The following is a 26116-nucleotide window of genomic DNA, read 5'->3' as shown; positions in this document are numbered from 1 at the left end:
GCCGTCGGAGGCGGCCACCGGACGCGGAGAAGCGGAGCGAGACCGCGCACCGCGCACCGCGCAATCGGAGCCCGCGAGAGGCGGGTGGCCTCCGGCAGGCCCCGTGTGCCCGGCGGAACCCCCGTACGCCGGGCACACGGCGTGGGCGCCGCTACGCGCCGTCCCGTTCCCGCCCGGCCCCCTCCAGGGTCGCGGCGTGGTCGGGCACCAGGGTCTGCGTCTCCCTCGGCGGCCGCCGGTAGCCGGTGGACGGCGGCCGGGGCGGCAGGCTCAGCCGGGGCGGCTCGACCTCGTGATACGGAACGCCGGACAGCAGATGGGCGATCATGTTGATCCGCGCCCGCCGCTTGTCGTCCGCGTCGACGACGTACCAGGGGGACTCGGGGGTGTCGGTGTGGGCGAACATCTCGTCCTTGGCCCGCGAGTACGCCTCCCAGCGGACCCGGGACTCCAGGTCCATCGGGGACAGCTTCCAGCGCCGCATGGGGTCCTCCAGCCTCGACCGGAACCGCCTCTCCTGCTCCTCGTCACTCACGGAGAACCAGTACTTGCGCAGCAGGACGCCGTCCTCGATCAGCAGCCGCTCGAAGACGGGGCACTGGCGCAGGAAGCGCGCGTGCTCCTCCTCCGTGCAGAACCCCATGACGCGCTCGACGCCCGCGCGGTTGTACCAGCTGCGGTCGAACAGCACGATCTCGCCGGCCGCCGGAAGCTGCTCGGCGTAGCGCTGGAAGTACCACTGGGTGCGCTGGCGTTCGGTGGGCGCGGGCAGGGCGGCGATACGGGCCACGCGCGGGTTGAGGTACTCGGTGACGCGCTTGATGGCTCCCCCCTTGCCCGCCGCGTCACGCCCCTCGAAGACGACGACCAGCCGGGCGCCGGTGGAGCGCACCCACTCCTGCATCATCACCAACTGTTCCTGGAGCCGGAGCAGTTCCCTCTCGTACACCGGGCGGGGCAGCCGGGCACGCCGCCCTCCGGGCCTCTTCGGCGGCCGCTTCCCGCCGTCCTGTCGCGGCATACGCGCCCCTTTCCATGCCTTCCGGGACCTTCCGGGTCCCTGCCGTGTGCCGACAGCAGGGACCGTCTCCCCGGTACCCCGCCGGAAAACACGGAGGACCGGCCCGGCGTACCCCGCACCGGCGCCCCCGAGCGCGCCGGAGCCGGCGCGGCGGTCACCATTGAGGCATGTCCCGACGCCGATCCCGTCCGCGCCAGAAGGCTCCATCCGCCTCCCCCGCCCTCTCCCCCGGCGCGCCCTGCCCGTGCGGGCTGCCCTCCTCCTACGCCGGCTGCTGCGGCCGGTTCCACCGGGGGCCGGCCGCCGCCCCCACCGCCGAGGCCCTGATGCGTTCCCGCTACAGCGCCTTCGCCGTCCGCGACCGGGCGTATCTGCTGCGGACCTGGCATCCGGGCACCGCGCCGGAGCGGCTGGAGCCGGACCCGCGTACCCGGTGGCGGCGTCTGGAGATCCTCGGCTCCGCCGGCGGCAGCCCCTTCCACACCGAGGGGACCGTCTCCTTCCGCGCCCACTTCACCGAGCGGGGGCGCGAGGGGGTCATGGAGGAGCACAGCCGCTTCGTCCGCCACGCCGGCGCATGGGTCTACCTCGACGCCTCCGGCGCCCCCTGACCGCCTCCTCCCGTCCGAGGACGTCCCGGGGCGTGAGGAGACGTGAAGAAGCCGTGTGCCGCCCGCGCACGACCGGCTCCGGCGCGGCCGCGACCGAGTAAGGTCCCCTCCGGGGACCATCCGTGAGCGATCGCGTACTCTGCGGCGCGGTGGAGTGCGCGTCCGCCGCAAGGCGTTCGCGCGCCCGCACGGCGGTCCCCTCCGCGCCCCGCCGTGCGGGCGCGGAGGAGGAACAGGAGGGGGAGATGGCGTTGGGTCCCGACCCGAGGCCGCGGTCGCGCCGTCCGGCTGCCGGGGAGCCGCGGTCCCTGGGCCCGTGGGACCGTCCGGCGCAAGGCGCACCACAGCGGTCCGGTGGCGGCGCGGCCGGGGGCGGCGACACGGCCGGGATCCGGGACGCGGAGGCCGGCGGCTCCCACCGGGGCGGCCCGGACGGTCCGGCCTGCTCCGTCGCACCCCCCGAGCCGCGCACGGGCTTCCTGACAGGGCGCCGCGGCCCGCGCACCACCGCCCTGGTCCTGACCACCGGCGCGATCGGCTCCGCTCTGGCGACCCTGCTGGTGGCCTCCGGTGTCCTGACGCCCACCGACCCCCGCCCACCGCTGTCCGGCGGCCCGCCGCCCTCTCCGCAGCGGACGGTCTCCGCGGCGGACGGCCCGCCCTCCGCGTCCGGCGCGCCGGCCCCCGGGCCGTCCGCTCCCTCCGCGTCCCCGTCCGTCCCGTCCGCCCCGGACGGGACGCCGTCCGGGCCCGCACGGCCTGTCCGCACACCGTCGGCGTCCGCCACGCCGCCGCCCAACCCCGCCTCCCAGCAGTCTCGGCGCCCCGTCCCCGGCATGCTGCGGGAGGGCGACAGCGGTCCGGAGGTGGAGGAACTCCAGCGGCGGCTGCGGCAGATCCAGGGCATCTACCCCGGCGGCGAGGTCGACGGCCGCTACGACGCCGAGGTCACCGAGGCCGTGGCCCGCTATCAGCAGTGGTACGGCGTCCGGGGCGACGAGGAGGGCGTGTACGGCGACGACACCCGGCGCGACCTGGAGTCGCGCACCTGACGGACGCACCGGCGCGCCGTCTCGCGGACGCGCCACTCGCTCACCGCCCGTGCGCCCTGAGCCAGGACTCCACCCGGTCGCCGTCCCACGCGCCGTCCGCGACGACCACGCGGTAGCGGTAGGCGAAGCTCTCGCCCGGCGGCAGCTCGAACTCCTCGAAGAAGGCCCAGGAGAAGGCCACCACCGGGGTCGGCTCGGAGCGCACGAACCAGTGGGAGGCGTGGATCGCGTCGGCGTTCCCGGGCGCGTGGGCGAAGACCAGGGTGCTGTGCGCGTCCGCCGCGTCGCGTTCGGCGGTGAAGGCCAGCCAGGAGGCCCGGGTACCCATCATGGCCGCGGCGCCGGCCTACCCCTTCCCGCCCCGGCCGCCGGGGCCGAGGACGTCGCCGCCGGTGAAGTCGCGCGGCCCGCGCCAGTGGAGACCCGTGCAGCCGGCCATCTCGCGTCCGGCGGTGGTCGGGGATCCGAACACCAGCGGCTCGGCGCGGATGTTGGTGAGGTGGACCGACCAGTCCAGCGCCCAGGCGCCTTCCTCGGGCTCGGCGGAGTGCACCTCGACGGTGTGCGTCTCGCGGGCCCGCTCCCGCCCGCCGTTCTCGATCCACGTCAGCCGTTCGGCCGTGCGCACCCGGTCCCCCTCCGGGCCGAGGACCTCCACCGCGTCGAAGCCGTCGTGCCGCATCCACCCCACCCTGTCGCGCAGCGGCGGGTAACCGCGGCCGTGGACGCAGGAATCGCCGCCCCGGAAGTTCCGCCCGGACAGATGGCTGGCGGTCATCTGCAGCCCCTTGTGCCAGCGGTGATCGCTGGGCCGGTGACCGGTGACGGTGCGGCCGGCCAGGGTGCGCAGCGGGTGGGCGTACGGTTTGCGGGACTCGAAGGCGTCCGGGTCGGGCCGGTGCACATAAGCCATCAGCTCCACTCCGCCGCAGGCGACGGAGATCCGCTCACCGTGGGTGTGGGTGACGGTCAGCGGCGCGCTCATCGGGTCGCCTCCTGCGCAGGGGCGCCCGGCGCCCAGTCGGGGTGGCCTCATGTCCTTGCCGAAGACGGCGCCGTCGCCGCCGGCCAGGTGGGCCGGGGCGAGCGGGGCGTGGCCGAACCAGGGCGATGTGCGGGGCACGGGAGGGGCGTCGCCGAGGGCGGCGGCCGGCCGCCGGGCATCGACGAGGCAGCGGTACCGGGGCAGCGCGTACAGGAGCCCTTCGAGGGTGTTTGGCGGCGGGTGTCCACGCCCCGGCGCCGGATCGCGCCCGGGGCCGCGGCCACGAGGGCGTACGCCCGGCCGAGCCGGGCACCCACCAGCGCGCCGGCACTCCACCACCCCAGTGGCGTCCCCGCCCATCCGCATCGTGCTCCTGTTCCGCCGGAGAGGGGAGTTGCGGGCGTGGACGAGCGCCGGGCCACGGTCGGCCAGGGCGATCACACGGGCGGTGAACGGGGGCGCGGGCGAGGTGGCGTTCGCCGCGTCGACGAGAGTCACGCCCGGCTCCTCGACGACCGGCGGACCCTCCGGGCCGCCGAACCGGAGGTGCACCCTGCGCGAACGCGGATGAGACTCCGCCGGCCGGAGGCCGGCCGGTCCGGGGAAGGCCCGGCGCACGGTCCGGCACGGGTGTTCCCGGGCCCCGACGAGCCGACACCTCGCTTTCGTGTACATGCCATGACCGCCGGGGAAGGTATGGCCCACCGGTCTCGGCGGCCGACCGCGGCCGTCCGGTACGCGGAAGGGGCTCGTGCGAGTGCAGTTGGGAATCCTGGGGCCGGTGGAGATACGGCACGACGGCGCACGGCTGGGCCCGCGCGCGGGCCGCGAGAGGTCCCTGCTGGCGCTTCTCGTACTCAACACCGGATACGTGCTCCCCCACGACCGCATCGTCGACCTGCTGTGGGAGGAGCCTCCCGGCAGTGCCCGCGCCCAGGTGTACAACCTGGTCAGCGGGTTGCGGCGGCGGCTGCGGGCGGACGCGGGCGGCGCGGAGCGCGAGGCTCTGGTGACCACCGACGGCGGCTATCTGCTCAGGTCCGGAGCACACACCATCGACCTCGCCGTCTTCCGCGACCACGTCTCCCGGGGCCGTGGCGAAGCGGAGGCGGGCCGGTTCGGCCGGGCGGCGGAGCTGCTCTCCGCCGCCCTCGGCTGCTGGCGCGGCACGGCGCTCAGCGGCTGCTCGGAGCCCTTCGTCCCAGCCGCGCGCCAGGGGCTGGAGGAGGAGCGGTGGCGGACCGTGGAGGCCCTGCTGGACGCGCGGCTGGCCCTGGGCGAGTACGAACGGGTGCTCGAGGAGGTCGATCCGCTCCTCGTCCGGCAGCCCCACCGCGAGGACCTGTACCGAAGACGGATGCTCGCGCTCGCGGGGCAAGGACGGCGCGCGGACGCGCTGGCCTGCTACCGCGAGGCGTACCGCAGGCTGGGCGACGACCTGGGCGTCGCGCCGGGGGCGCAGTTGCGCGAGCTGCACCGGCGGATCCTCCGGGGAGCGGCGTTCGGCGCGCAGGACGGAACGGACGGTACGGGCGGCGCGGGGGCCGTCCGGCGGGGACGGTCCGGGAAGCCGGGGGAGCCGGCGGACACCCCGGCGAGTGCGGCACCGGGGACAGCGGCGGGAACGGCGGCGTCGCGGTCCGCGCCGCCCGCACAGCCCTCGCCGGTCCCCCGCCAGCTGCCCGCGGTGACGGGAAACCTGTACGGGCGCGACCGGCTGCTGAGCGGCGTACGGGCGGCCCTGCGCGGCGGCGGGGTAGCCGTGCCCGTGGTGGTGCTGACCGGACCGGGCGGCGCGGGGAAGACCGCGGCCGCCCTGCACGCCGGGCACGCGCTGGCGGGCGAGTTCCCCGGCGGCCAGCTCCACGCCGATCTGCGCGGCTCCCGGGAGACGCCCGCCGACCCGTACGACACGGCCGCCCGGCTTCTGCGCGGCTTGGGCGCGGACGGCCAGGACATCCCCGCCGACCCCGAGGAGCGGACCGCCGAGCTGCGCAGCCGGCTCGCCGGGCGCCGGGTGCTCCTCGTGCTGGACGATGTACGCGACGAAGCCCAACTGCGTCCGCTGCTGCCCGGCACCGCCGACTGCGCCGTACTGGCCACCTCCCGCCGGCGCCTGGCAGCCCTCGCCGGCGCCCGTGCGTTCACCGTGTCCACCCTCGCCCCCCGGGACGCCGTCCTTCTCCTGGCCCGTCTGGTGGGCGCCGGGCGCACCGCGGCCGAACCCACCGCCACCGCGGAGGTGGCGCAGTTGTGCGGCCACCTGCCACTGGCCCTGTGTATCGCGGGCGCCCGGCTGGCGGCCCGGCCCGACTGGACGATCGGCGGCTTCCGCGACCGTCTGGCGCGGCACCGGCGGCGGCTGGACCAGCTCGCCGTCGGTGATCTGGACGTACGTGCCGGCATCGCCCTCGGATACCGGTCCCTCGCCCCCGAGCTGCGTACCGCCCTGCGCAGGCTGGGGCTGCTGGACGCGCGCAGCGTGCCCGGCTGGGTCCTCGGCGCGCTGGCCGGGTGGCCGGGCGGCGCGGCCGACCGGCTCACCGACCAGCTGGTCGAGCGCCACCTGCTGGAAGCCGTCGGGGCGGACCGGTCGGGTCAGCCGCGCTTCCAGCTCCACGTCCTCGTCCATGACTTCGCCGCCGAACGGGCCCTGGCCGAGGACTCCCCCGACGAACGCGACGCCGCCGTCCTGCGGGTGCTGCGGACCTGGGCGGCACTGGCCTCCCGGGCGGCGGGGCGACTGGGCCACGGCGGCGCCCTCGACCCCGTCGAGGACGCGGGCGAGTTGCCGGCCGACGCGGCGGAGGCCGCGCTGAGACGGCCCGCCGACTGGTTCTCCGCCGAGCAGGCGAACCTGGTCTCCGCCGTCTCCCTGGCCGCCCGGCTGCACCGTCCGGAGCTGGCCTGCGACCTGGCCCTCCAGATCAACGGCCATCTGCTGCTGCGCTTCTACGAGAAGGAGCGCGAGGATGTCATCCGCACCGCGATCGGCTGCTGGAACGACGTCTCGGCCGGCGACCGCAGGCTCTGCAGACTGTACTTCGCGCTGTGCTGGGCGCTGTACCAGCAGGACCGCTACGACGAACTCCTCCGGACCGCCGAGCGCGCCCTGGCCGCCGCCCTCGGTCTGGGCGATCCGGAGATCGTCGCGGACGCGACCTGGCAGGTGGCCAAGGCGACCGCGCTGAGGGGGCGGCTGCCGGAGGCCGCCGAGCACTACGTGCGCTCGGTGCGCGAGTGCGAGCGGCTCGGCCTGTCCGACCGCGCCCGGGTGTACTCCCTGACCGGGCTCGCCAACACCCTCGCCGACCTGGGCGACGCCACCGGGGCCGTGGACCACTACCGGCGGGCCCTGGAGCGGCACCGTGCGGCCGACCGCACCCGGGTGGTGATGCTCCTGCGCTGCGCGGAGGCCGTCGCCGACCGCGGGGACGGGCCGGAGGCCCTGGATCTGCTGACGGAGGCCGGGCGCATCGCCGCCGGGATCGGCGACGAGGTCGGTGCGGCCCATGTGGAGCGGGTGCGCGCCCTGGTCGCCGTCCTGCGGCACGACTGGCCGCGCGCACGCTCCGCGCTGGCCTCCGCCCTGGAGGTTCTGCGGGCGCACCGCGAGGCGTCGGGCACCGCACAGGCGCTGCGGAGCCTGGGGGACGCCGAGATCGGGGCCGGGCGGGCGCAGGAGGCGTGCGGGGCGCTGCGCGAGGCGCTGTCGCTGTACCGCGGGATGCGGGCGCCCGTCGAGATCGCCCGTACCGAGGCCCGGCTGAGCGCGGCACTCGTGCTGGCCGGGGAGCCGCCGGCGGCCGACGGGCACGCGGCGGCCTTCCGGAACGCACTCGACCGGTACGGCCTGCCGCCGGCCTGTCTGCGTCTCCCCCCGCACGTACGGGGGCTGCTGCCTACCGCGGAATGAGTCATTCCGGCACAGGACCCGGGCGCGGGCCGGCCGGGCGGGCGGGCACGCGGCGGCCCGGGCGGTGTCCCAGCCGCCCGGGCCGCCGGCCGAACCGCCGTACGGTTCGGTTCGGTTCGGACCAGCACACGGTCCTGGTCGCCGTACGGCTCAGATCGCCGTGTCGCTGAAGCCGTGCCGGGCCATGCGCGCCAGCATGTTCCGCCATGCGGCGACCTCGGAGTGCGGATCCCCGCTGATACCGAGCCGGTTCTTCGCGCGGTTGAACCAGGTCTGGGTGTTCGGACCCCAGATGCCGTCCACGGCCAGACCGGCGCCCATGAAGTTGTTGCACATGGCCTGGACGAACACGGTGTCGCTCCGGGAGCCCTTCTCGCACGTCGTGGGCAGGCCGCCGAAGTCGGCGTGGATGTGGTCGTGGTGGGCGGAGTTGTACCAGCCGTCGAGGACGTAGCGGAACCGCCTGCGGCACACCGCGTCCACCGCCAGGTAGCGGCGGCGCAGGGTGCGGCCCTCGGCGTGGTGGCGGTCGAGCGGCGAGCAGCGCCTGCCGCCGGCCCAGCGCACCATGTCCAGGTCCATCGCGGTGCCGGCGCCGTGCTGGCCGCTCCGGTTGACGTAGAACCCGGCGGACACCAGGAAGTCGACCTTGCCGAAGCCGCCGTCGGCGGAGAGGCTGCGCAGATCGCGTATCCACAGCACCAGCCGGTCGTAGAACGCCTCGGTGCACTGCCAGTTGCGCAGGGTGTTGTTGCCCCGGTCGCCGCGCCAGTAGTAGACGGGGGTGCCGTCGATCCTGCTGAACGTCCTCATCGCCAGGACCGAGGGCGCCTGCATCTCCCGGGGCAGCGCGGCCGTCGCCGGGCCCTCGGCGGCCTGCGCCGCCGCGCCCGCCGAACCGACCGCGAGCGCCGTGGCCGCCGCGCCGACCCCGCCGAGGAACAGCCGCCGGTCGATGCGCGGGAAGAGGTCGGCGGGGGCGGACGGCTCGGCGGTGTGCTCGGAGGCGGGTCTGTCCACTGGTTCCTGCATGGTGTGCTCCTCTGCTGTACTCGTCGGTCCTGTTCCGGGCGCCCGGTGGCGGGAGGGGCACGAAGCCCCGGCCTCCGGCCGGGACCGGCTCCGGACGTGCCCGCTGTCCCGGAAGGGCGGCGGAGCGCGGGGCCGGGAAGGACACGGAAGGGGGTGGGGGGCCGCCGGTCCCCGTGATGGTCCGCGGCACGCCTACTGCCGGTCTCATTTCCGTCTCACTCGCCCCGCCGCGGCCACGGCACTGCGGCAGAAGACGAGTGGGGGCGGCGGGGAGCGGTGGAGGCAGGTGCGGGAGAACGTCCCGGATCCGCCGCAACGCCTCCTGCGCCGCCCCGTCCAGCGGCTATGGTGCGGTCACCGGTAGGGCGAGGGTCGCGAGGGGGCGGTATGGCGGGCGAGGCGGTCGCGGACGGCGGCGCGTGGACGGGGCCTGACGCGGAGTCGGCACCGGAAGCCGTACTGGAGTCGGTCCTGGAGTCCGTGGTGGTGCACACCGTCGGGGCCGTGTGCCTCCGGCGCGCCCGCTGCGCCCTGCCGCCCGGTCTCCCGGCGGCCCCGGACACGGCCGTGCGCGTCCGGGTGGAGGGGCTGCCGATCGCCCTGGACGACCACTCGCTGCGCGGCCGGGTCGTCTCCGGCCCGTCCGGGCTGCGGGTGACCGACGCACGGCCGGTACGGGCCGCCGCTCCCCGGCATGACCGCGAACTCCCCGCGCTGCGCCTGGAGCTGGAGGAGGCCGAGAACCGGCTGGACCGGCTGCGCGAGCGGCACGACCGGCTCACCGCGGAGATCGGGAGGGTGGCCGAGCTGCGGGCCGTGCCGCCGCAGCCCCGCCGCGGTGACCCGCCCCGCTGGGCTCCGGTGGAGTCCCTGCTGGCGCTGGCGAACTTCGTGGACGGCCGGCTGGCGCTGCTCCATGAGCGGCTGCGGGCGGTGGAGGCCGAACTGAGCGGCGCCGAGCACGATGTCGGTGTGCTCGTCCACCGTCTGGAGACGGCCTCCAGCGCGCTGCCCGCCGGGCGGGCGGGCGAGTCGGCCGCCGCCGTCCTGACGCTGGAGCGGGCCGGAGACGGCGCGCCGCACAGCGGCGGCGGGGAAGAACAGGGGCCCGCCGAGGCGGAGTTGGAGGTCGAGTACCACGTGCCCGGGGCCACCTGGTCGCCGGTGTACCAGTTGCGGCTGGACGGCACGGACTACGCCTCCGGCGGGACGCTGGTCCTGCGGGCCTGCGTGGCCCAGCGCACCGGCGAGGACTGGACGGGCGTACGGCTGGGCCTGTCCACCGCCGACCTGCTGCGGCCCGCGGACGTCCCCCGGCTGCGGTCGCTGCGAATCGGGCGGCGCCAGGAGGAGCCCGCCGCGCGGGGGTGGCGCGAACCCCCGCCCGGGCTGGATGAGTTGTTCGCCGGGTACGACGCGGCCGTCCCGCCCGGGCCGCCACCGGGGCCCGCCCCGGCCCGGCCCGGCGGGATGCCGCCCGCCGCCTCCGCGGCCCCGCCGCTCCTGGCCGGGGCGGCTCCGGCACCGGGCGCCGCGGCGGAGGCGGACACGAGCCGGACGCGCCGTGAGGCGGGCCGCGGGTTCGCCGCGTACGGCGCCCCGGCCGCGGCCTCCGCGCCGCTCGCCCCGGCCGCCCCCGGGGCTGCGTCCGTCCCCCAGCCGCCGGGCCCGGCCGAGGGCATGCTCGACTACGCGGGCCTGACGCTGGCCGGCCCGGACGAGCCCGGCCGGCGCGGCAGGCTGCGGCCCGCGCCGGAAGGGCGGGGCACGGCCGTCGCCGAGCACCGGCGGCGGGCCGAGTCCGTGGCACGGCTGGCGCGGCCCTCCCACGCGGTCGGCGTACGGTGGTCCGCCGGCTCCTTCCACCACCGCTACGACACGGCCGCCCCGGTGGACGTGGCCGCGGACGGGGCGTGGCACACCGTCCCCGTCCGCGAGATCCCGGTGGAGACGGTGCCGGAGTACGTGTGCGTGCCGTCGGTGGACCCGACCGTGTACGGCACGGTGCTGCTGACCAACGCCTCGCGCCACCCGCTGCCGGCCGGGCCGGCCGATGTCGTCGTGGACGGCGGCTTCGTCCTCACCGCGCCTCTGCCCACCCTCGCGCCCGGAGAGCGCCGCAGGGTCGGGATCGGTGCCGTCGAGAGCGTGAAGGCGGCGCGGCGTACGCGTCTGCGCGAGTCCGCCGCCGGGCTGCGCGGCGGGACCACGGTGCTCGACCACACCGTCGAGGTCGAGCTCGCCAACCGCCTCGGGCACCGGATCACGGTGGAGGTGCGCGAACGCGTGCCCGTCAGCACCGACAAGGAGGTGCGGATCGAGGAGCGCCCGGCCGAGCCGCCCTGGACGGCTCCCGGCGGGCCGCTCGACGACCCGGACGGCGGCGACGGCCGCCATGTGCGCGGGGCACGGATCTGGCGGGTGGAGCTGGAGCCGGGCCGGACCACCGCCCTCAGGGGCGGGTACGAGGTGCGGATCCCTGCGGGGAAGGCACTGGTCGGCGGAGACCGGAGGGGCTGGTCCACACCATGACGGAAGCACCGCGGGACACGGCCGGCCACGGCGCGCCGGCCTCCGGCCGGGAACCGGTCCCCCTGCCGGTCACCGCCGTGACGTGCATGGAGGACCGCGCCCAGGTCGAGCGGCACGGGAGTGCCGAACTGGCCGCGGGCGCGCAGCGGCTGCTCGTCGGCCCGGTGACGCCGCTGGTCGTGGACCACTCTCTGCGCGCGGAGGTAACGGCCGGGGACGGCGGCGCGGGCGGCGTCCGGGTCGTCGACGCCCGCGTGGTGCGCACGTACGCGCCCCCGCGCCCCGGGCGCCCCGGCGACGACGCGTCGGAGCTGCGCCGCAGGGTCCACGACCTGGAGGAGGAACTGCGCGGCGCCCGGTGGCTGCGGCAGCGGCTGGAGAGCCGCCTCGCGGTCGTCGCCCAGGCCGGGGCGGACCTGTACCGCGACATCACCGAGGGCGCCGGGGCCGGCGCGGCCGACCCGGAGCGCTGGGCGGACCGTCTGGAGCGGGTCGACGAGGAGGACGAGGCGCGCACCGGGGAGCTGCACGCGCTGCGGCGCCGGCTGCTCCGTGCGGAGGGGGAACTGGAGGACGCACGCCGGGCTCTGCGGCGCACCGAGGAGGAGCCGGGGGAGCTGACGGCCGCCGTCGAGGTGGTCGTCGAGGCCGACCGCGCCGGGCCCGCCCTGCTGCGCCTGACCCATCTGGTGCCCTGTGCCCTGTGGCGGCCCGCGTACCGGGCGGCGCTGGCCGGGGACGAGCGGTCGGTGCGCCTGGAGACCGACGCGGTGGTGTGGCAGCGCACCGGCGAGGACTGGAAGGGGGTGCGGCTGTCGCTGTCCACCGCCAGGCCCACCCTCGCCGCCGGCCCCCCGTCGCTGCACGAGGACGAACTGGTGCTGCGGGAGCGCTCGGCCGGGGAGCGGCGCACGGTGGAGGTGGATCTGCGCGAGGAGGAGGTGCACACGGTCGGGGACGGGTCGCCCGCGGACGGTCCCGCCGGGGCGGACGCGGAGCTTCCCGGGCTGTCGGACGGCGGCGAGGTGCGGGTGATGACCGCAGCGGCGCCCGTCGACGTGGCCTGTGACGGGCTCCCCCACCGGGTGCGCCTGTCGGCGTTCACCGCGCCGTGCCGCACCGGGCTGGAGTGCGCCCCCGAACTGTCGCCGCTGGTGACCAGGGTGGCCCGGACGGCCAACGCGGCCGGGCACGTGCTGCTGGCCGGGCCGGTGGACCTGGTGCGCGGCGGCGGGTTCACCGGGCGCGGCGAACTGCCTTTCACCGGGCGGGGCGAGGAGGTCTCGCTGGCCTTCGGCAGCGAGGACACCCACCGGGTGGTGCGCCATATCGAGGAGAGCCGCGGCACCGCGGGCCTGGCCGGCGTCAACCACCGCACGGTGATCACGCGTACGGTGCGGCTGTTCGTCTCCCGGCTGGACTCCTCCCCGCGGGGGGAGACGGCGGTCGTGGTGGTCCGCGAGCGCATCCCGGTCTCGGAGGTCTCCGCCGTCGAGGTGCGGCTGCGCAGGGGGGCGTGCGTGCCGGAGCCCGACGAGGCCGTCGACGCGGAGGGCATGGTGCGCTACACGCTCCGCCTGGCTCCGGGCGAGAGGCGCGAGATCACGCTGGAGTACGAACTCACGGCCGCCGACGGCGTCGTGGGGCTCTGAAGGGCGGCCTTCCCTACCGCATCCGGCATGCGGTTCTCAAGACCCTCCCGGTGGTCCGCTACGTTCGCCGCATGGACTTCTCCGCAGCCCTGGAACTTCTGAGGGACGGCCGCCGCATGGCGCGCCGCAGCTGGATCCAGCCGGGCAAGTACGTCTATCTGGAACCGGAGTCGGTCTGCCTCTGCCCCGACGGGCGGAGCCGGCCGCTCGCCGCCCATCTGCGGTTCGTCACCGCCGACGGCACCGTGCAGACCGGGGTGCAGCCCTCGCACGCCGGACTGCTGGCCGACGACTGGTACGACGTCGAGGCGCCGGAGGAGGCCGGCGGGGGCTGAGCCGGCGGCGGGGCTGAGCGGCCGCGCCGCCGCACCGGGGGCGGCGGCCGGTGGACGGACCTGCCGTGGAAGGCGGGCGCCGCCCGACCGGACCGGGCCGCCCGGCCGGCTCCACCCGTCCGGGCGGACGGGCCGGCCCCGCTCAGGTCCGCAGGTAGGAGGCCCCGTTCAGGTCCAGCACGGCGCCCGCGCTCCACTGTGCCTGCGGGGACGCCAGCCACAGCACCGCCGCGGCCACCTCTCCGGGCGAGGCCACCCGCCCGTACGGGCTCTGCGCGCGTACGGCGTCCCCCTCGGGGCCGGTCAGCCGGTGGGTGACGCGCTCGGTGTCGATGAAGCCCGGCGCCACCGAGGTGACCGCGACGCCGTACGGGGCGAGGGCGACGGCCAGGGACTGGCCCAGCGCGTGGACGGCCGCCTTGGTGGCGCCGTAGGCGGGGTGGTCGGGTTCGCCGCGGAACGCCCCGCGCGAGCCGATGTTGACGATCCGTCCGCCGGTGCCCTGGCCGATCATGTGGCGGGCGGCGGCGTGGCTGAGGTTCGCCGTGCCGAGCAGGTTGACGTCCACATGCCGCCGCCAGGCCGCGCACCAGTCGTCGTAGTCCGTTGCCGCGGGCGGGTGCGGGGTGTTGACGGCCGCGTTGTTCACCAGGACGTCCAGGCCGCCCAGTGCCCGGGCCGCCGCGTCCGCGAGGTCCGCGGTCTGCCGCGGGTCGGCCAGGTCCGCGCCGAGCAGGACGTGGCCGTCACCGGACAGGGAGGCCAAGGTGTCCTCGGCGTCGCGCCGGCGGCTGCCGTGGTGCACGGCCACCGTGTCCCCGTTGGCGGCGAACGCCCGCGCCACCGCCCGGCCCAGCCCCCGGGACGCGCCGCTGACCAGCACGCGCCGGCCGCTGCCGGGGAATCCGGTCCCGCCGGCGGGTGTCTCACCGGCGGCGGGTGCCTCGGATCTGTCGGGGTACTGCACGGCGGGGCTCCTCGGTGGGTCGCGGGTGTGGCCGTCGGGCCGTCGGGCGCCCACACCCTAATCCGGGTGCGCGGGCGGGTGAGACCGGGCGGCGTGGAACGCGCCGCGCAGGACTTCTTCGGCGCCTGCGGGCTGGGCGAGGACGAGCCGCCGCCTGGTGCCCCTGCCGGTGTGCCGTACCCGCGCCGTGCGCGGCTTCCTGCGGGACCGGGCCGCACGCGGCGTCCAGCCGTGGACGAGGGCCACGGGGAGTCGTGGCGGCGCGACGCCGAGTACACCGGGCGGCGCGAGCGGATCCGGCCGGCCGCCCTGCTCGACGGCTGAGGCCGCGCAGCCCGGCCCTCCCCGTGCGCCCCCCGTACGGCTGCGTGTGGGCCACCCGCCGCAGGGAAACCGTGAGGAGCGCGCCGGGGCGCATCCCCTCGGCCCGGCACCGGAGGGAGTGGTGGTGACTCCGCCCGCGCGTGACCGTGCGGGCTTCCCGCGCCGGTGGCTGGGCCACGCCGCAGAAGGCCGGCCCGGCCCTGCCGAGGATGTCCGCCGCGCCGGCGCGGTCCGCGTCGGCGGTGAAGCCGCACGCCGTGCACCGGAACGCCGCCCGGGTGACGCGGTTCTCCTTCGTGACGTGCCCGCAGCCGCCGAGGCGCGGCGGACACGTGATCGAGGTGTTGCGGGGGTCCAGCCGTGGCCTCAGGTGCGGGAACTCCGTGCGCGGCACCCGGGAGGTGAAGCCCTTGAACCGGTTCGCCACATACGAGGCCGAGGACTTCGGGTCGTGCTGGACGAACAGGTGCACGTGATCGGGCATGACGTCGAGCGCCACGACGCCCCACCCCCGTTCGTCCGCTTTTTGGCGGACCAGTTCGTCCAGGCGTGCCGCGACCCGGCCCTCCAGGACCGGGCGGCGGTACTTCGGGCACCACACGACGTGGAGCCCGGGGTCGTACACGCCGCCGGAGAACCGGCGAACCCTGCTGGTCAGGGTCACACGTCGACCATGCGTGCGGTGCCCGTCCAACGGGAGCGGCGCGCCGTGGCCGAGGGAACAGTGCGGACCCGCGCACACCGCTGAGGTCAGAGCGGTTCGAAGAAGCAATCCCCCCGCCGGCCGAAGCCGGCGGTTCCCTTACCAGGAGGATTGATGGCGACTGGCAGTCCCGTGGAATCGTCGGCCGGTACGGGCACGGTCACGACGTCCGTACCGGCCCGGCTCGACCGCCTGCCGTGGTCGCGCTGGCACTGGATGATCGTGATCGGGCTGGGCACGGTGTGGATCCTCGACGGCCTGGAGGTCACGGTCGTCGGCAACATCGCCGGGCGGCTGGCGGAGGAGGGCAGCGGACTGCCCATCACCTCCACCGAGGTGACCGGCGTCGCCGCGGCCCTGTACGTGGCCGGCGCCTGTTCGGGGGCACTGTTCTTCGGCTGGCTGACCGACCGTTACGGCCGCAAGAAGCTCTTCGTCATCACACTGGCCGTCTATCTGGGCGCCACCGCGCTGACCGCGCTGTCCTTCTCCAGCTGGTGGTTCTTCGCCTGCCGCTTCATGACGGGCTTCGGCATCGGCGGCGAGTACGCGGCCATCAACTCCGCGATCGACGAGCTGATCCCCTCCAAGTACCGCGGCCGCATCGACCTGGTCATCAACGGCAGCTTCTGGCTGGGCGCGGTGGGCGGCTCGCTGCTGTCCATCGTGATGCTGGACACCGACGTCTTCGCCCCCGACGTCGGCTGGCGGCTGACCTTCGCCCTGGGCGTCGTCTTCGGTCTGGCCATCCTGCTGGTGCGCCGCCATGTGCCCGAGAGCCCGCGGTGGCAGTTCATCCACGGGCAGGGCGACAGGGCCGAGAAGCTGGTGAGCGGGGTCGAGGAGGGCATCCGCGCCGAGAAGGGCACCGAACTGCCGCCGCCTGCCGGTGAGATCACCATCCACACGCGCCGCGGCATCGGCTTCGGGACGATCGCCCGCACGGTCTTCTCCCACTACCGCAGGCGGGCGGTGCTGGGGCTGTCGCTCTTCATCGGCCAGGCGTTCCTCTACAACGCCATCACCTTCGGCTTCGGCGCGATCCTGACCACGTTCTTCGACGTGGGCACCGGTTCGACCGGCTACTACTTCGCCGTCATCGCCGTCGGCAACTTCTTCGGCCCGCTGCTGCTGGGCAGGTTCTTCGACACCGTCGGCCGCCGCGTGATGATCTCCGGCACCTACATCCTCTCCGGCCTGCTGCTCTTCGTGACCGCCCGGCTGTTCGACGGCGGCCATCTGAGCGCCACCACACTGACGGCCTGCTGGTGCGTGGTGCTTTTCTTCGCCTCGGCCGGGGCCAGTTCGGCCTATCTGACGGTCAGCGAGGTCTTCCCGACGGAGACGCGGGCGATGGCGATCGCCTTCTTCTATGCCATCGGTACGGCCGCGGGCGGCATCAGCGGTCCGCTGATCTTCGCCAGGCTCACCGAGTCCGGCGTCGTCGCGGACACCGTGCTCGCCTTCCAGACCGGCGCCGGCCTGATGACCCTGGCCGGGCTGGTGGCCGTCCTCCTGGCGGTGCCGGCCGAGCGGCGCGCGCTGGAGGACATCGCGGTGCCGCTGTCGGCCCAGGTGACGCCAGCCCCGGGCAAGCGCGAGTGACCTCGGCCCCGGAACGGGTCGAAAGGGGCGCTCCGGCGACACAGCCGGAGCGCCCCTTCACCGTGCGGAGGGAAGGTGCGCCCGCCGTTCAGGACCCGGCTCAGGACCCGGCCCGGCGCGGCGACAGTGCGCGGATGCGCTGGTCCAGCTCGCCGCTGTAGAACTCCAGAAAGCCGTCCGGGTCGGGGCCTGCGTTCATCAGCACCAGCCGGTCGAAACCCGCGTCCACGTACCGCTGCGCCATCTCCGCGAACCTGGCCGGGTCCGGACCGCAGGCGAAGTTGGCCAGCATGTCCTCCTCGCGGACGGTGGCGGTGGCGGCCGCGAAGTTGACCGGGTTGGGCAGCTCGCTCATCACCTTCCAGCCGGTCACGGCCCACCGTGTGGTCTCCAGGACGGCCCGGGCCGCGGTGTGCTCGTCGAGCGCCCAGGCCACGGGCACCTCGGCGTAGGCGGGACCGGAACCGCCGGCGTCGTGGTACCGGCGCAGGATCTCCGGCTTGGCCTCGGTGGCGAACAGCCCGTCACCGAGCTCGGCGGCGATCCGCGCCGACGGGCGGCCGCTGGCGGCCACCGCGATCAGCGGAAGCTCCTCGGGGAGGTCGAAGATCCGCGCGTCCTCCAGGTGCAGGTGCTTGCCCTCGTAGGACCGGTATCCGCCGCGCCACAGCAGCCGGATGATCTCCAGTGCCTCGCGGAGCATCTCGTGGCGCGCGGTGACGGCGGGGAAGCCCCGTCCGACGACGTGCTCGTTGAGCCGCTCGCCGGCACCGACGCCGAGGACGAACCGGCCCTCCGAGAGCAGGGCGAGCGTCGCGGCGGCCTGGGCGATGATCGCCGGGTGGTACCGCACGGTCGGGCAGGTCACGCCGGTGGCCAGTCCGATGCGCTCGGTCCTCGCCGCGATGGTGCCCAGGACCGTCCAGGCGAAGGGCGAGTGGCCCTGGTTGTCCAGCCATGGATGGTAGTGGTCGCTGATCTCTACGAAGTCGAAACCGGCCTGCTCCGCACGGACCGCCTGCCGGACGAGTTCGGCGGGCCCGAACGCCTCCGCCGCCAGTTTGTAGCCGATCTGCATCTGTCCCTCTGTCCCTCGCCGTACGTCGCCGCACGTGGTGCCGTTCGGTTGCCGCTCGCGGTGAGTTCCCGCGGCGCGCGATACGAAACGGCGTGGTGGGCCATGTGGACGAGGGAGGACGGCGAGGACGGCGAGGGTGACGTGGTGATGGGGCCCCGGAGGCCCGCGGGTCAGAGGTCGAACTCGTGCGGGGGCAGGTCCAGCGCCTGGCAGACCTCGCGGACCACGGCCCTTTCGGCGAGGTCGAAGCGGCCGTCGGCGCCGCCGATGACGATGCCGATCTGGACGACGGCGCGGGCCTCCGGCGGTTTCCTCCTGACCCTGGCGACCTCCTGGAGGGCGTCGGCCCTGCCTCGCTCACGGTCGGCGGCGATCGCGTCCAGCCGGTCCTCGAAGAGGCTTCGCAGCTCGTCGGCGGGGAAGTTCCTCAGTATCTCGTTGTTGGCGATCAGATAGGCGACACGGCGCCGCTCGGCCGGCTCGACCGTGCCGTCCGCCGCGGCGACCAGCGCGCACATCGCCATGGACGCGTCGCGGAACGCGCCGCCTCTGAGTTCGTTCCTCCTGTCCTCCAGTTGGGCCTGCATCGTCTGTGCGGATTCCTTGAGGCGGTTCCACAGGGCCATGGGCACACTCCGTACGTCGCTTGGGGGATCCGGGCCGCGCGCCGTCCGGACCGTCCGCCCGGCGGGGGCGGCGCGGAGCCACGGCCGTCCGCGCGCCGTCCGGCTCCGGAGGAAGGATAGAAGTGCTGCGCCGGCTCCGGTGACATCGCCCCTGGCCGGAGGGACGGATACGCCGACCGGGTGATGCCTCGTCACAGTGCCTGCGGGAGTTGTCCGGTGGAGCCGGTCCGGGGAAGACGGACGCGGATCGCTTTTCCACGGCCGACCGGGTGTGAGCGGCGGATCGCCGGGCATGCGCACGGTACGGCCGCGCCCGCGACGCCCCTCCCCCTCGTCGCGGCGCGGCCTTGCGCCGTGCGGCGGGCCCGGGGGCCGCGAACGGCACACCCACCGGCCCGGCGGGAACGGCACCCTGGCCGCCGGCTCCTCAACCAGCGCCGGCTTCACGGTGATGGCCGACGGCGGCCGGGGCACACCCGGGCTCGGTTCCTGCACCGCCTCCCCGGCCCCCGGTCACGGCGGCTCCCGCCCGCCCCTCTCCCCCGCAACCGGTGGTGCGGCGGCCTTCGGGCCGCCGCACCACCGCCGCACCCGCTTGCCCCCTCCTCGCCCGGTCCGCCGCCCGCCCGAATTCACCGGGCGGGCGGCGATGAGTTCCGGCGGCCCGCCCGGTCCACCCGTCGGAAAGCGTCCGGTATCCGCACGCCAGGAGGGCACGCCATGCAGAAACAGAAGATCACGACCTGTCTGTGGTTCGACGACCGGGCCGAGGAGGCCGCCCGGTACTACACCTCGCTCTTCCCCGACTCCCGGATCACGGATGTCCAGTACTACGGCGAGGCCGGACCGCGCGAGCCGGGATCGGTCATGACCGTCACCTTCGAACTCGCGGGGCGTGAGTTCATCGCGCTCAACGGCGGCCCGGAGTTCGCCTTCAGCGAGGCAGTCTCGCTCTCGGTGGACTGCGCCGACCAGGCGGAGGTGGACGAGCTGTGGGCCGGGCTCACCGACGGCGGCGAGGAGAGCCGGTGCGGCTGGCTGAAGGACCGCTACGGCCTGTCGTGGCAGATCGTGCCGCGGGAGCTGCCCGAGCTGCTGAACCACCCCGACCCGGCGGTGTCCCAGCAGGTCGTGAAGGCCATGCTCGGCATGGGGAAGATCGACGTCCGGGCCCTGCGGGAGGCCGCCGGGAAGTGACGCCCGACGCCCCCGCGCGTTCCGGACCGGGGCGGCTCAGGCCGGGCGGGGGCGCTCCATGCGTACCAAGGCGTCGACCGCGTGGGCCTGTCCGCCCTCGGGGCCGGCCACCGGGCGGCGCACGCGTTCGGCGCGCCGGGATTCCAGGCCCGAACCCGCGAGGTCGTCGAGTACGTCGCCGGGTGTGAACAGCACGGCGGCGTCCTGCGGTCCGCCCACTCCCTCGGTGAGGTTCACGGTGTCGTGCCCGACGACCAGCAGCACGCCCCCGGGAGCCACGGCCTCCGCCGCGCGCCGCAGCACGGCGCGGCGTTCGTCGGCGGGCAGGTGCAGGTAGATCACCAGCACCAGTTCGAAGGCACCGGCACCGGGGCGGTAGGAGGCCACATCGGCCCGGACCCAGTCGAGGCGTTCGCGGGCCTCCGGCGGCAGGTTCCCGGCCAGCCGCGCGCCGCGTTCGAGGGCGACGGCGGAGAAGTCGACGGCGGTCACGCGCCATCCACGGGCGGCCAGCCACAGGGCGTTGCGCCCCTCTCCGGCCGCCAGGTCCAGTGCGAGGCCGGGGGCGAGCCCCCCGGCCTCGCGGACCACCCAGCGGTTGGGTTCACCGCCCCAGACCAGATCGGCGGCCGCGTACCGCTCGTCCCACGCCCGGCTGTCCATCGTCTCTCCGCTCCTTTGCTCCCCGTCTTCCTCCGGCACCGGCCCCTCCCCCGCCCCCGGTCCCGTGCCGACCGCGTACGGCACCCCCTGGACATTCATACCCCCCAGGGTATAGAAACGGGGGTGGCGTCCGCGTTCCGGCCTCTCCCACCCCACCCGCCCGGCGGAGGAAGGGAAGATCCACGGCCGACACCGTCCTGTACGCTGCCGAGTGTCCCCGGTTACCCGGTGGACCGCATGTTCCAAGCCGACCGAGCCCTGCGGGAAGGGAGAGCAGAAGCGGTGTACGCCTTCCGCCGCCCCGGCCTCTCCCCATGGGCCGTCTGCGCCCTGAGCCTGGCCCTCACGGCCCTGCTGACGGTGCTCTGCGCCCAGGCGCCGGCCTCTTCGGCCCACCAGGGCCGCGCGCTCGCCTCCGCCGCGCCCCCACCCCTCGCGGAGGGGACCCAGGCCTCCGGGGTGCCCGCATACGCCGACCGGGCCATGGCGGCTGCGGCGACCGCGCCCATGGCGGGCGACAGCGACTCCCCCTCGTGCTCCGGCGACGAGGGCGCACCGGCGATCGTTCCCGCCACGGGCGCGGGAGACCCCGTGGCGGCCCCCGGGGTCCACGGACGCCCGGTGTCCGCGGACCCCGACGTCCACGGTGCCCGGGCGCCCGCGGGCCGGGCCGGACCCGTCGCGCACACCCCGCACGCCTTCACCGTCCTGAGGATCTAGACCTGTCCCGGGGCCGCCTTCCGCGGCTCCCGCCGTCGCCATCGTTCACACGCGGCCCGCCCACGGCCCTCCCGGCCCCCGGTTCCGCGTCACGACAGGACAGGATCTCCTTCATGCTCTCCTCCATCCCGCGCACTCTGCGCACGGCCGCCGCCGCCCTCGCGGCGTGGACCCCGCTGCGCTGGGGCGCCGCGGCGGGCGGTGCCGCCCTGACCGCCCTGCTGGTCGGCCTCCCCACCGCCGTCATCCCCAATCCGCTCTTCTCCCGGATGACTCCGACGCTGTGGTGGAACTACCCGACGCTCGTCGCCACCGCCCTGCTGGCCGGCGTCGTCATCGCCACCTATGTCAAGACCCCCGCCGCCCCCCGGGCATCGCGCTCGGGCTCCGTCGGCGGTGTGCTGTCCTTCCTGGCCGTGGGCTGCCCGGTGTGCAACAAGTTCGTCCTCATCGCCCTGGGCACCTCCGGCGCGCTCAGTGTCTGGGCCCCCGTCCAGCCGTTCCTCGCCCTCGCCTCGGTCGCTCTGCTGGCCGTGGCGGCGGTGAAGCGGCTGACCGGTGAGATCGCCTGCCGCACCCCCGTACAGGACGCGGCCCCCGCGGCCTGAACGCCTTCCCCGCAGGGCTTCCGGGCAGACCTCTTTCCCCTCGCCCTCCCTCTGCTCTCCGCCGTTCCTCCCCGTTCTTCCTGGAGCTCCGCCATGCCCGCCATGTCCAGCACGTCCACACGCCGCAGGCGCGGCGTTCTGGCCACCGTCGCCGTTCTCGTCCTCGCACTCGCCCTGGGCCTGGTGTCGGCCCTGGGCGGAGCCCCGGGCTCCGGCGACGGGAAGCCCGCGGCCCGGGTGGAGACCCCCGGCGACACCGCACCCCCCGATGAGGACCTCCTCGCCCTCGCCCGTCGCGACGACGGCGATCCGAAAGCCCTCGGCAGCCCCGACGCCCCCGTGGTGCTGATCGAGTACGCCGACTTCCAGTGCCCGTTCTGCGGGAAGTTCGCCCGGGACACCGAGCCGGAGCTGATCGAGAAGTACGTCGAGTCCGGCGTGCTGCGCATCGAGTGGCGCGACTTCCCGATCTTCGGCGAGGAGTCCGAGAACGCCGCGCGGGCCGGGTACGCCGCCGGCCGGCAGGGCAGGTTCTGGGAGTTCCACAAGCTCGCCTTCGGCGAGGAGCGCAAGACGAACAGCGGCCACTTCGCCGAGGACGAGCTCGTGGAGATGGCCGGCGAGGCCGGGGTGGAGGACCTGGGGAAGTTCCGCTCCGACATGGAGAGCGACGCCGCCGGCAAGGCGATCGAGCGCGACTCCCGGGAGGGTTACGAACTGGGGGTCACCAGCACTCCCGCCTTCCTCGTCAACGACCGGCCCATCCTGGGCGCCCAGCCGACCGAGGTCTTCACCGACGCGGTCGAGGACGCGAAGAAGGCGGCGGAGGCGCACGGCAAGTGAGCGACATCGGATATCTCGCCGCGTTCGCCGGCGGGCTGCTCGCCCTGCTCAGCCCCTGCAGCGCCCTGCTCCTGCCCGCCTTCTTCGCCTACTCCTTCAACAGCCCGGCCCGGCTGCTGGGCAGGAGTGCGGTCTTCTACGGCGGCCTGTGCCTGACGCTCGTACCCCTGGGCGCCGCGGGTTCCTTCGCCGGCCGGCTGTTCTACGGCAACCGCGACCTGCTGGTCACCGTCGCGGGCTGGACGGTCATCGCACTCGGCGTCGCCCAGATCCTGGGCCTCGGGTTCGCCTCGCGCCGGATGCGGACGGCCGCGGCCGGCGTCCGGCCCTCCTCGCCCCTGTCGGTCCTGGCCCTGGGCGCGGTGTACGGGCTGGCGGGTTTCTGCGCCGGGCCCATCCTGGGCAGCGTCCTGACCGTCGCCGCCGTCGGCGGCAGCCCCTGGTACGGCGGCGCCCTGCTGGCCGTCTACGCACTGGGCATGGCCGTGCCCCTGTTCGTCCTGGCCCTGTTCTGGGACCGGTTCGAACTGGGGCGCAGGAAGTGGCTGCGCGGCCGCCCCCTGCGCGTCGGGCGGCTGGAGACGCACAGCGTCTCGCTGCTGTCCGGGCTGTTCTTCATCCTGCTGGGCGCCCTCTTCCTGGTCTTCGACGGCTCCTCCGCGCTGCCCTCGCCGCTCGACGTCGACCAGGAGTTCGCACTGCAGCGATGGGTGACGGACTGGAGCGGCGGCATCCCCGACGCGGCGGTACTGGCCGGGGTCGCCGCCCTGGCGGCCGCCGTCCTGCTGTTTTGGGCATGGCGCTCCCCCCGGCAAGGCGGCGACGGTGACGGCGGAGCGGCCGACGCGGAGCGGAGGCAGGAGAGCACCGGCCGGACCGACTGAGGCGGACGCCCCTCCCCCGGCGCCCCCTCCCCCGGTCGCGCCCCTACGGCGACGGCCGGGGGGCGGGGGCCCGGGTCGCCGAGGGCCCGCACGTCAGGTCCCGGCGGTGGTCCAGGCCCGGCGGAGCTGCTCGAAGCGGGTGGGCAGCGGGGGACGCCGGCCGGCGTGGGCGGCGTTGGTGCGGTACACGAAGCGGCGCCAGGAGAGCACCAGGCCCTGCCGGGTGATGGGCAGCCCGGCCGCGACCGTCACCCCGTTGTCGTGCGTGTGGTGGACCGTCAGCAGCAGCGCCTCCGGGACCGCCCCCTCCAGCTCGGCGCACAGGTCGGCGCGGACCTCCGTCCAGCGGCGCAGCACCAGCACCGTGCCCGCGTCCAGGCCGTGCCGCCGCGGGACGCGGTGCTTGCCGTGCTCGACGTCCACCCACCCCGCCCCCAGGTCCAGCGACCGCACCGTGCACCGCAGCAGGTCGCCGTAGCGTGCGCCGCTGGCCCGGGCCAGCCCGGTCACCACGGCCAGCCGCACCGTCTCCGGCTTCGCGCCTTCCTCCACGGCCTGGGACGCCAGGGTCCGCCACACCCACTCGGCCTCCTCCAGCGACACCGGAGGCCTGGGATAGCGGGCCTGCGCCGCTCTGTCAGGCCCCTTCGCCTCTTCCGCACGCCTGGCCGCCATGGTCTCCGTCCCGTTCGCGCCTGCTCGGATCCTTCGGAGCTATCGTATGCTTGGCACATTATTTTCTGCCGACTGTGCCCCGTTCCGGCGGGACGGTCATGCCCCGGCGGTCAGTCGGTGTGGATGCGGCGCCCGGTGACGCGTTCGGCGCGGACGACCACCCACAGGTCGCGTTCCTCTCCTCCGGCCCAGGGCCCGCTGGGCTCCTGGTCGGCCAGGTGACGGGCCTCGTCCTCGCCGGCGGCCCGGGCACGGCCCACGACCAGGACGCTCCAGCCGCGCCGGAAGGCGTCGTCCACGTAGTCGACCTCGAACGCCGCCTCGTGCCCCACGGCCGCCGAGGGCGCGGAGCCGGGTTTGGTGCGGAAGGCGATCGCGCCGTCCGCGACCTGGTAGTTCACCGGGATGATGGCGGGCCCGTCGGCGGTGGTGACCGCGATGCGCCCCACGCCGTGCGTGGAGAGCCTGGCCCAGCACTCCTCCTCGTCGAGTTCGAGGTACCGGGGGCGGCCCGCGGCCCGCCCCCGCCCGGGCGGGGTGCCGGTGCCGCCGCCGCGCAGCCACTCCACCGAGGTCTCCAGGGCGGCGGCCAGCCTGAGCAGCCCCGGCCCGCTCGGGGCCGAGGGGTGCTCCTCCAGGTACTGCAGATATCCCGGCGCCATACCGGCCCGTACGGCGGCCTCCTCCCGGGTGAGGCCCAGCCGCTCGCGCTGGAGGGCCACCCGCCGGCCGATGTCCCCGGGGTCCGGCAGCCCGTGGGGCTCCTTGTCGGGCACGGCCACCACCTCCTTCCTCGATCCCCGCGCCTGGTGCGGGCTCCGCCGTGGCGATCGGGTACCCGTGCACGGGTACCCGATCACGCCCCGCTCCATGGGGGCCGAAGGGGCGCACTCGCGGACGGCGAGTGGCGGACAGCGGGTGGCGGGTCAGACCTCGGCGGTGGGCACCAGCACCGCCCGGCCGTCGACCCGGCCGTCGCGCAGCCGCTGGTAGACCTCGCCCGCCTCACCGAGCGGATGCACCTCCACGTGGGGGCGGATCCGTCCGGCGCGTGCGAGGGCGACGACCTCGGCCAGTTCCGGCCGGGCGCCCCAGTACGGGATCGACACCGTGGCCTCGAAGGGCACGGCCCCGAAGGTGACGGGCAGAGTGCCGCCGGCCAGTCCGACGACGGTGATGTCGGCCTCCACGGCGGCGCACGCGGCGGCGGTGGCCATCGTGGCGTCGGCACCGACGCAGTCCAGCACCAGGGTGGCGCCGAGGCCGCCGGTCAGCGTGCGGATCCTGTCCGCGGCCCCCTCTCCGGCGGGCACGCAGTGGTCGGCGCCCGCCCCGGCGGCCAGGTCGAGCTTGTCCGACGCGACGTCGACTGCGATGACGTCGACCGGGCTCAGCGCCTTGAGCAGCTGCACGGCCATGTGTCCCAGCCCGCCCACGCCGATCACCACCGCCGCCGTTCCCGGCACCAGCTTGTGCAGGGAACGCTTGACGGCGTGATAGGGCGTCAGCGCGGCGTCGGTCAGCGGGGCGGCGGTGCGCGGGTCCAGGTCGCCCAGCGGTACGAGCAGCCGGGCGGAGGGGACGAGCATGTACTCGGCCATGCCGCCGTCCAGGCCCAGCCCTCCGCCGGCGGCCCGGAGTTCGGCGGCCCGGCGGCAGTAGTTCTCCGCTCCCCGGGCGCAGGCGGGGCACACCCCGCAGCCCCAAGGGCCGTAGACCAGCACCGCGTCCTCCTCGCGCAGCCCGGTGTTCTGCGTACCCGGCCCCAGGGTGTGCACCCAGCCGGAGGTCTCGTGGCCCAGGGTGAAGGGCGGGTCGTAGGGCAGCGCACCGGCGGGCCAGTCCATGAGGTGCAGGTCGGAGTGGCACACACCCGCCCCCGCCACCTTCAGCAGGACCTCTCCCGGGCCGGGCTCCGGCACCGGGACCCGGGTCACCTCAGGGGGTTTCTGCCAGCCGGTGAGCCGCACCGCGGTCATCTCGGACATCCGCTTCCTCCCATTCGTACACGGCCTCGAAGCCGTCCCGCCCCGCGGTACCCGTGGAGTGCCTGTGCGACACCACCGGACCGCGAGGGGCTGGGACGT

General features: G+C 75.4%; 22 protein-coding genes and 4 pseudogenes. 13 read left to right on the top strand and 13 right to left on the bottom strand.

What is annotated here, in order from left to right:
- Positions 1-151: 151 nt before the first annotated feature.
- Positions 152-1021, bottom strand: a complete 870-nt coding sequence (gene ppk2, locus ACGRHY_RS24700) for a polyphosphate kinase 2 (RefSeq protein WP_394637502.1) — start codon at positions 1019-1021, stop codon at positions 152-154.
- Positions 1022-1188: 167 nt separating this feature from the next.
- Between ppk2 and ACGRHY_RS24695 the strand changes: the two genes are divergently transcribed.
- Together ACGRHY_RS24695 and ACGRHY_RS24690 are read left to right on the top strand one after the other, a co-directional pair.
- A complete protein-coding gene (locus ACGRHY_RS24695) occupies positions 1189-1632 on the top strand; it encodes a YchJ family protein (RefSeq protein WP_394637501.1) in 444 nt (147 codons plus the stop codon).
- A gap of 245 nt (positions 1633-1877) precedes the next feature.
- Positions 1878-2684 carry a peptidoglycan-binding domain-containing protein gene (locus tag ACGRHY_RS24690; protein ID WP_394637500.1) on the top strand — a complete coding sequence of 269 codons (807 nt, stop codon included), beginning with the start codon at positions 1878-1880 and terminating at the stop codon, positions 2682-2684.
- A 40-nt stretch (positions 2685-2724) separates the two neighbouring features.
- Here ACGRHY_RS24690 and ACGRHY_RS24685 read toward each other — a convergent pair.
- Together ACGRHY_RS24685 and ACGRHY_RS24680 are read right to left on the bottom strand one after the other, a co-directional pair.
- Positions 2725-3669, bottom strand: a pseudogene (locus ACGRHY_RS24685) (DUF6807 domain-containing protein).
- A gap of 48 nt (positions 3670-3717) precedes the next feature.
- Positions 3718-4110 (bottom strand): annotated as a pseudogene (locus ACGRHY_RS24680) (erythromycin esterase family protein); the annotation flags it as partial.
- Between the two features lie 316 nt (positions 4111-4426).
- On the opposite strand from ACGRHY_RS24680, the gene ACGRHY_RS24675 reads away from it, so the two are divergent.
- Positions 4427-7585, top strand: coding sequence for an AfsR/SARP family transcriptional regulator (locus ACGRHY_RS24675; RefSeq protein ID WP_394637499.1), 3159 nt, complete (start codon positions 4427-4429; stop codon positions 7583-7585).
- A gap of 150 nt (positions 7586-7735) precedes the next feature.
- Here the strand turns inward: ACGRHY_RS24675 and ACGRHY_RS24670 are convergent, their stop codons facing one another.
- Positions 7736-8617, bottom strand: coding sequence for an extensin family protein (locus ACGRHY_RS24670; RefSeq protein WP_394637498.1), 882 nt, complete (start codon positions 8615-8617; stop codon positions 7736-7738).
- Between the two features lie 387 nt (positions 8618-9004).
- Here ACGRHY_RS24670 and ACGRHY_RS24665 point away from each other — a divergent pair, with 387 nt between their 5' ends.
- From ACGRHY_RS24665 to ACGRHY_RS24655, 3 genes are all read left to right on the top strand, one after another.
- The gene (locus ACGRHY_RS24665) at positions 9005-11149 is read left to right on the top strand and encodes a DUF4139 domain-containing protein (RefSeq protein WP_394637497.1); all 2145 of its coding nucleotides are present in this window, start codon (positions 9005-9007) and stop codon (positions 11147-11149) included.
- Positions 11146-12801, top strand: coding sequence for a DUF4139 domain-containing protein (locus ACGRHY_RS24660; protein WP_394637496.1), 1656 nt, complete (start codon positions 11146-11148; stop codon positions 12799-12801). Before ACGRHY_RS24665 ends, ACGRHY_RS24660 begins: the two co-directional genes overlap by 4 nt.
- Positions 12802-12872: 71 nt before the next feature.
- Positions 12873-13136, top strand: coding sequence for a Thoeris anti-defense Tad2 family protein (locus ACGRHY_RS24655; protein WP_394637495.1), 264 nt, complete (start codon positions 12873-12875; stop codon positions 13134-13136).
- A 142-nt stretch (positions 13137-13278) separates the two neighbouring features.
- On the opposite strand, the gene ACGRHY_RS24650 is transcribed toward ACGRHY_RS24655, so the two are convergent.
- Positions 13279-14019 (bottom strand): SDR family NAD(P)-dependent oxidoreductase, encoded by a 741-nt coding sequence (locus tag ACGRHY_RS24650; RefSeq protein WP_394638191.1) that lies wholly within the window; start codon positions 14017-14019, stop codon positions 13279-13281.
- Between the two features lie 177 nt (positions 14020-14196).
- Between ACGRHY_RS24650 and ACGRHY_RS24645 the strand changes: the two genes are divergently transcribed.
- Entirely contained in the window at positions 14197-14427 is a 231-nt protein-coding gene (locus tag ACGRHY_RS24645; protein WP_394638222.1) for a hypothetical protein, read from the top strand.
- Positions 14428-14692: 265 nt separating this feature from the next.
- Here ACGRHY_RS24645 and ACGRHY_RS30285 read toward each other — a convergent pair.
- Positions 14693-14764, bottom strand: a pseudogene (locus ACGRHY_RS30285) (hypothetical protein); the annotation flags it as partial.
- A gap of 18 nt (positions 14765-14782) precedes the next feature.
- Positions 14783-15085, bottom strand: a pseudogene (gene tnpA, locus ACGRHY_RS30280) (IS200/IS605 family transposase); the annotation flags it as partial.
- Between the two features lie 159 nt (positions 15086-15244).
- On the opposite strand from tnpA, the gene ACGRHY_RS24635 reads away from it, so the two are divergent.
- A complete protein-coding gene (locus tag ACGRHY_RS24635) occupies positions 15245-16735 on the top strand; it encodes an MFS transporter (RefSeq protein WP_394637494.1) in 1491 nt (496 codons plus the stop codon).
- A gap of 100 nt (positions 16736-16835) precedes the next feature.
- Here ACGRHY_RS24635 and ACGRHY_RS24630 read toward each other — a convergent pair whose 3' ends face one another.
- Both ACGRHY_RS24630 and ACGRHY_RS24625 read right to left on the bottom strand, forming a co-directional pair.
- Entirely contained in the window at positions 16836-17813 is a 978-nt protein-coding gene (locus ACGRHY_RS24630) for a TIGR03557 family F420-dependent LLM class oxidoreductase (protein WP_394637493.1), read from the bottom strand.
- Positions 17814-17983: 170 nt separating this feature from the next.
- Positions 17984-18439 carry a tellurite resistance TerB family protein gene (locus tag ACGRHY_RS24625; RefSeq protein WP_394637492.1) on the bottom strand — a complete coding sequence of 152 codons (456 nt, stop codon included), beginning with the start codon at positions 18437-18439 and terminating at the stop codon, positions 17984-17986.
- A 720-nt stretch (positions 18440-19159) separates the two neighbouring features.
- Between ACGRHY_RS24625 and ACGRHY_RS24620 the strand changes: the two genes are divergently transcribed.
- Complete coding sequence (locus ACGRHY_RS24620) at positions 19160-19636, top strand: VOC family protein (RefSeq protein ID WP_394637491.1); 477 nt, start codon at positions 19160-19162, stop codon at positions 19634-19636.
- 36 nt (positions 19637-19672) lie between these two features.
- Here ACGRHY_RS24620 and ACGRHY_RS24615 read toward each other — a convergent pair whose 3' ends face one another.
- Positions 19673-20398, bottom strand: coding sequence for a class I SAM-dependent methyltransferase (locus ACGRHY_RS24615; RefSeq protein ID WP_394637490.1), 726 nt, complete (start codon positions 20396-20398; stop codon positions 19673-19675).
- 138 nt (positions 20399-20536) lie between these two features.
- Here ACGRHY_RS24615 and ACGRHY_RS24610 point away from each other — a divergent pair, with 138 nt between their 5' ends.
- The 4 genes from ACGRHY_RS24610 (at position 20537) to ACGRHY_RS24595 (ending at position 23354) form a co-directional block, all read left to right on the top strand.
- A complete protein-coding gene (locus tag ACGRHY_RS24610; protein ID WP_394637489.1) occupies positions 20537-21019 on the top strand; it encodes a hypothetical protein in 483 nt (160 codons plus the stop codon).
- A gap of 113 nt (positions 21020-21132) precedes the next feature.
- Positions 21133-21627, top strand: a complete 495-nt coding sequence (locus tag ACGRHY_RS24605; protein ID WP_394637488.1) for a hypothetical protein — start codon at positions 21133-21135, stop codon at positions 21625-21627.
- 102 nt (positions 21628-21729) lie between these two features.
- Entirely contained in the window at positions 21730-22470 is a 741-nt protein-coding gene (locus tag ACGRHY_RS24600) for a DsbA family protein (RefSeq protein WP_394637487.1), read from the top strand.
- Entirely contained in the window at positions 22467-23354 is an 888-nt protein-coding gene (locus tag ACGRHY_RS24595; protein ID WP_394637486.1) for a cytochrome c biogenesis CcdA family protein, read from the top strand. Before ACGRHY_RS24600 ends, ACGRHY_RS24595 begins: the two co-directional genes overlap by 4 nt.
- Positions 23355-23447: 93 nt before the next feature.
- Here the strand turns inward: ACGRHY_RS24595 and ACGRHY_RS24590 are convergent, their stop codons facing one another.
- From ACGRHY_RS24590 to ACGRHY_RS24580, 3 genes are all read right to left on the bottom strand, one after another.
- The gene (locus ACGRHY_RS24590) at positions 23448-24029 is read right to left on the bottom strand and encodes a tyrosine-type recombinase/integrase (RefSeq protein ID WP_394637485.1); all 582 of its coding nucleotides are present in this window, start codon (positions 24027-24029) and stop codon (positions 23448-23450) included.
- A 110-nt stretch (positions 24030-24139) separates the two neighbouring features.
- A complete protein-coding gene (locus ACGRHY_RS24585; protein WP_394637484.1) occupies positions 24140-24805 on the bottom strand; it encodes a helix-turn-helix domain-containing protein in 666 nt (221 codons plus the stop codon).
- A gap of 150 nt (positions 24806-24955) precedes the next feature.
- A complete protein-coding gene (locus ACGRHY_RS24580; RefSeq protein WP_394638190.1) occupies positions 24956-26008 on the bottom strand; it encodes an NAD(P)-dependent alcohol dehydrogenase in 1053 nt (350 codons plus the stop codon).
- Between the last annotated feature and the right edge of the window lie 108 nt (positions 26009-26116).

It is taken from the genome of Streptomyces shinuiensis (genome assembly GCF_043660855.1).
In the GTDB taxonomy this organism is placed as follows: Bacteria; Actinomycetota; Actinomycetes; order Streptomycetales; family Streptomycetaceae; genus Streptomyces.
The sequence above is the reverse complement of the archived record's forward strand: the minus strand, read 5'-3'. Positions and strand labels throughout refer to the sequence as shown.

Excerpts from the sequence above, each read along its gene's own strand:
- ACGRHY_RS24590 (WP_394637485.1), bottom strand. The coding sequence starts at position 24,029 with ATGGCGGCCAGGCGTGCGGAAGAGGCGAAGGGGCCTGACAGAGCGGCG.
- ACGRHY_RS24610 (WP_394637489.1), top strand. The coding sequence starts at position 20,537 with ATGTTCCAAGCCGACCGAGCCCTGCGGGAAGGGAGAGCAGAAGCGGTG.
- ACGRHY_RS24605 (WP_394637488.1), top strand. The coding sequence starts at position 21,133 with ATGCTCTCCTCCATCCCGCGCACTCTGCGCACGGCCGCCGCCGCCCTC.
- ACGRHY_RS24670 (WP_394637498.1), bottom strand. The coding sequence starts at position 8,617 with ATGCAGGAACCAGTGGACAGACCCGCCTCCGAGCACACCGCCGAGCCG.
- ACGRHY_RS24630 (WP_394637493.1), bottom strand. The coding sequence starts at position 17,813 with ATGCAGATCGGCTACAAACTGGCGGCGGAGGCGTTCGGGCCCGCCGAA.
- ACGRHY_RS24615 (WP_394637490.1), bottom strand. The coding sequence starts at position 20,398 with ATGAATGTCCAGGGGGTGCCGTACGCGGTCGGCACGGGACCGGGGGCG.
- ACGRHY_RS24665 (WP_394637497.1), top strand. The coding sequence starts at position 9,005 with ATGGCGGGCGAGGCGGTCGCGGACGGCGGCGCGTGGACGGGGCCTGAC.
- ACGRHY_RS24660 (WP_394637496.1), top strand. The coding sequence starts at position 11,146 with ATGACGGAAGCACCGCGGGACACGGCCGGCCACGGCGCGCCGGCCTCC.
- ACGRHY_RS24600 (WP_394637487.1), top strand. The coding sequence starts at position 21,730 with ATGTCCAGCACGTCCACACGCCGCAGGCGCGGCGTTCTGGCCACCGTC.
- ACGRHY_RS24635 (WP_394637494.1), top strand. The coding sequence starts at position 15,245 with ATGGCGACTGGCAGTCCCGTGGAATCGTCGGCCGGTACGGGCACGGTC.
- ACGRHY_RS24580 (WP_394638190.1), bottom strand. The coding sequence starts at position 26,008 with ATGACCGCGGTGCGGCTCACCGGCTGGCAGAAACCCCCTGAGGTGACC.
- ACGRHY_RS24655 (WP_394637495.1), top strand. The coding sequence starts at position 12,873 with ATGGACTTCTCCGCAGCCCTGGAACTTCTGAGGGACGGCCGCCGCATG.
- ACGRHY_RS24620 (WP_394637491.1), top strand. The coding sequence starts at position 19,160 with ATGCAGAAACAGAAGATCACGACCTGTCTGTGGTTCGACGACCGGGCC.
- ppk2 (WP_394637502.1), bottom strand. The coding sequence starts at position 1,021 with ATGCCGCGACAGGACGGCGGGAAGCGGCCGCCGAAGAGGCCCGGAGGG.
- ACGRHY_RS24695 (WP_394637501.1), top strand. The coding sequence starts at position 1,189 with ATGTCCCGACGCCGATCCCGTCCGCGCCAGAAGGCTCCATCCGCCTCC.
- ACGRHY_RS24625 (WP_394637492.1), bottom strand. The coding sequence starts at position 18,439 with ATGGCCCTGTGGAACCGCCTCAAGGAATCCGCACAGACGATGCAGGCC.
- ACGRHY_RS24690 (WP_394637500.1), top strand. The coding sequence starts at position 1,878 with ATGGCGTTGGGTCCCGACCCGAGGCCGCGGTCGCGCCGTCCGGCTGCC.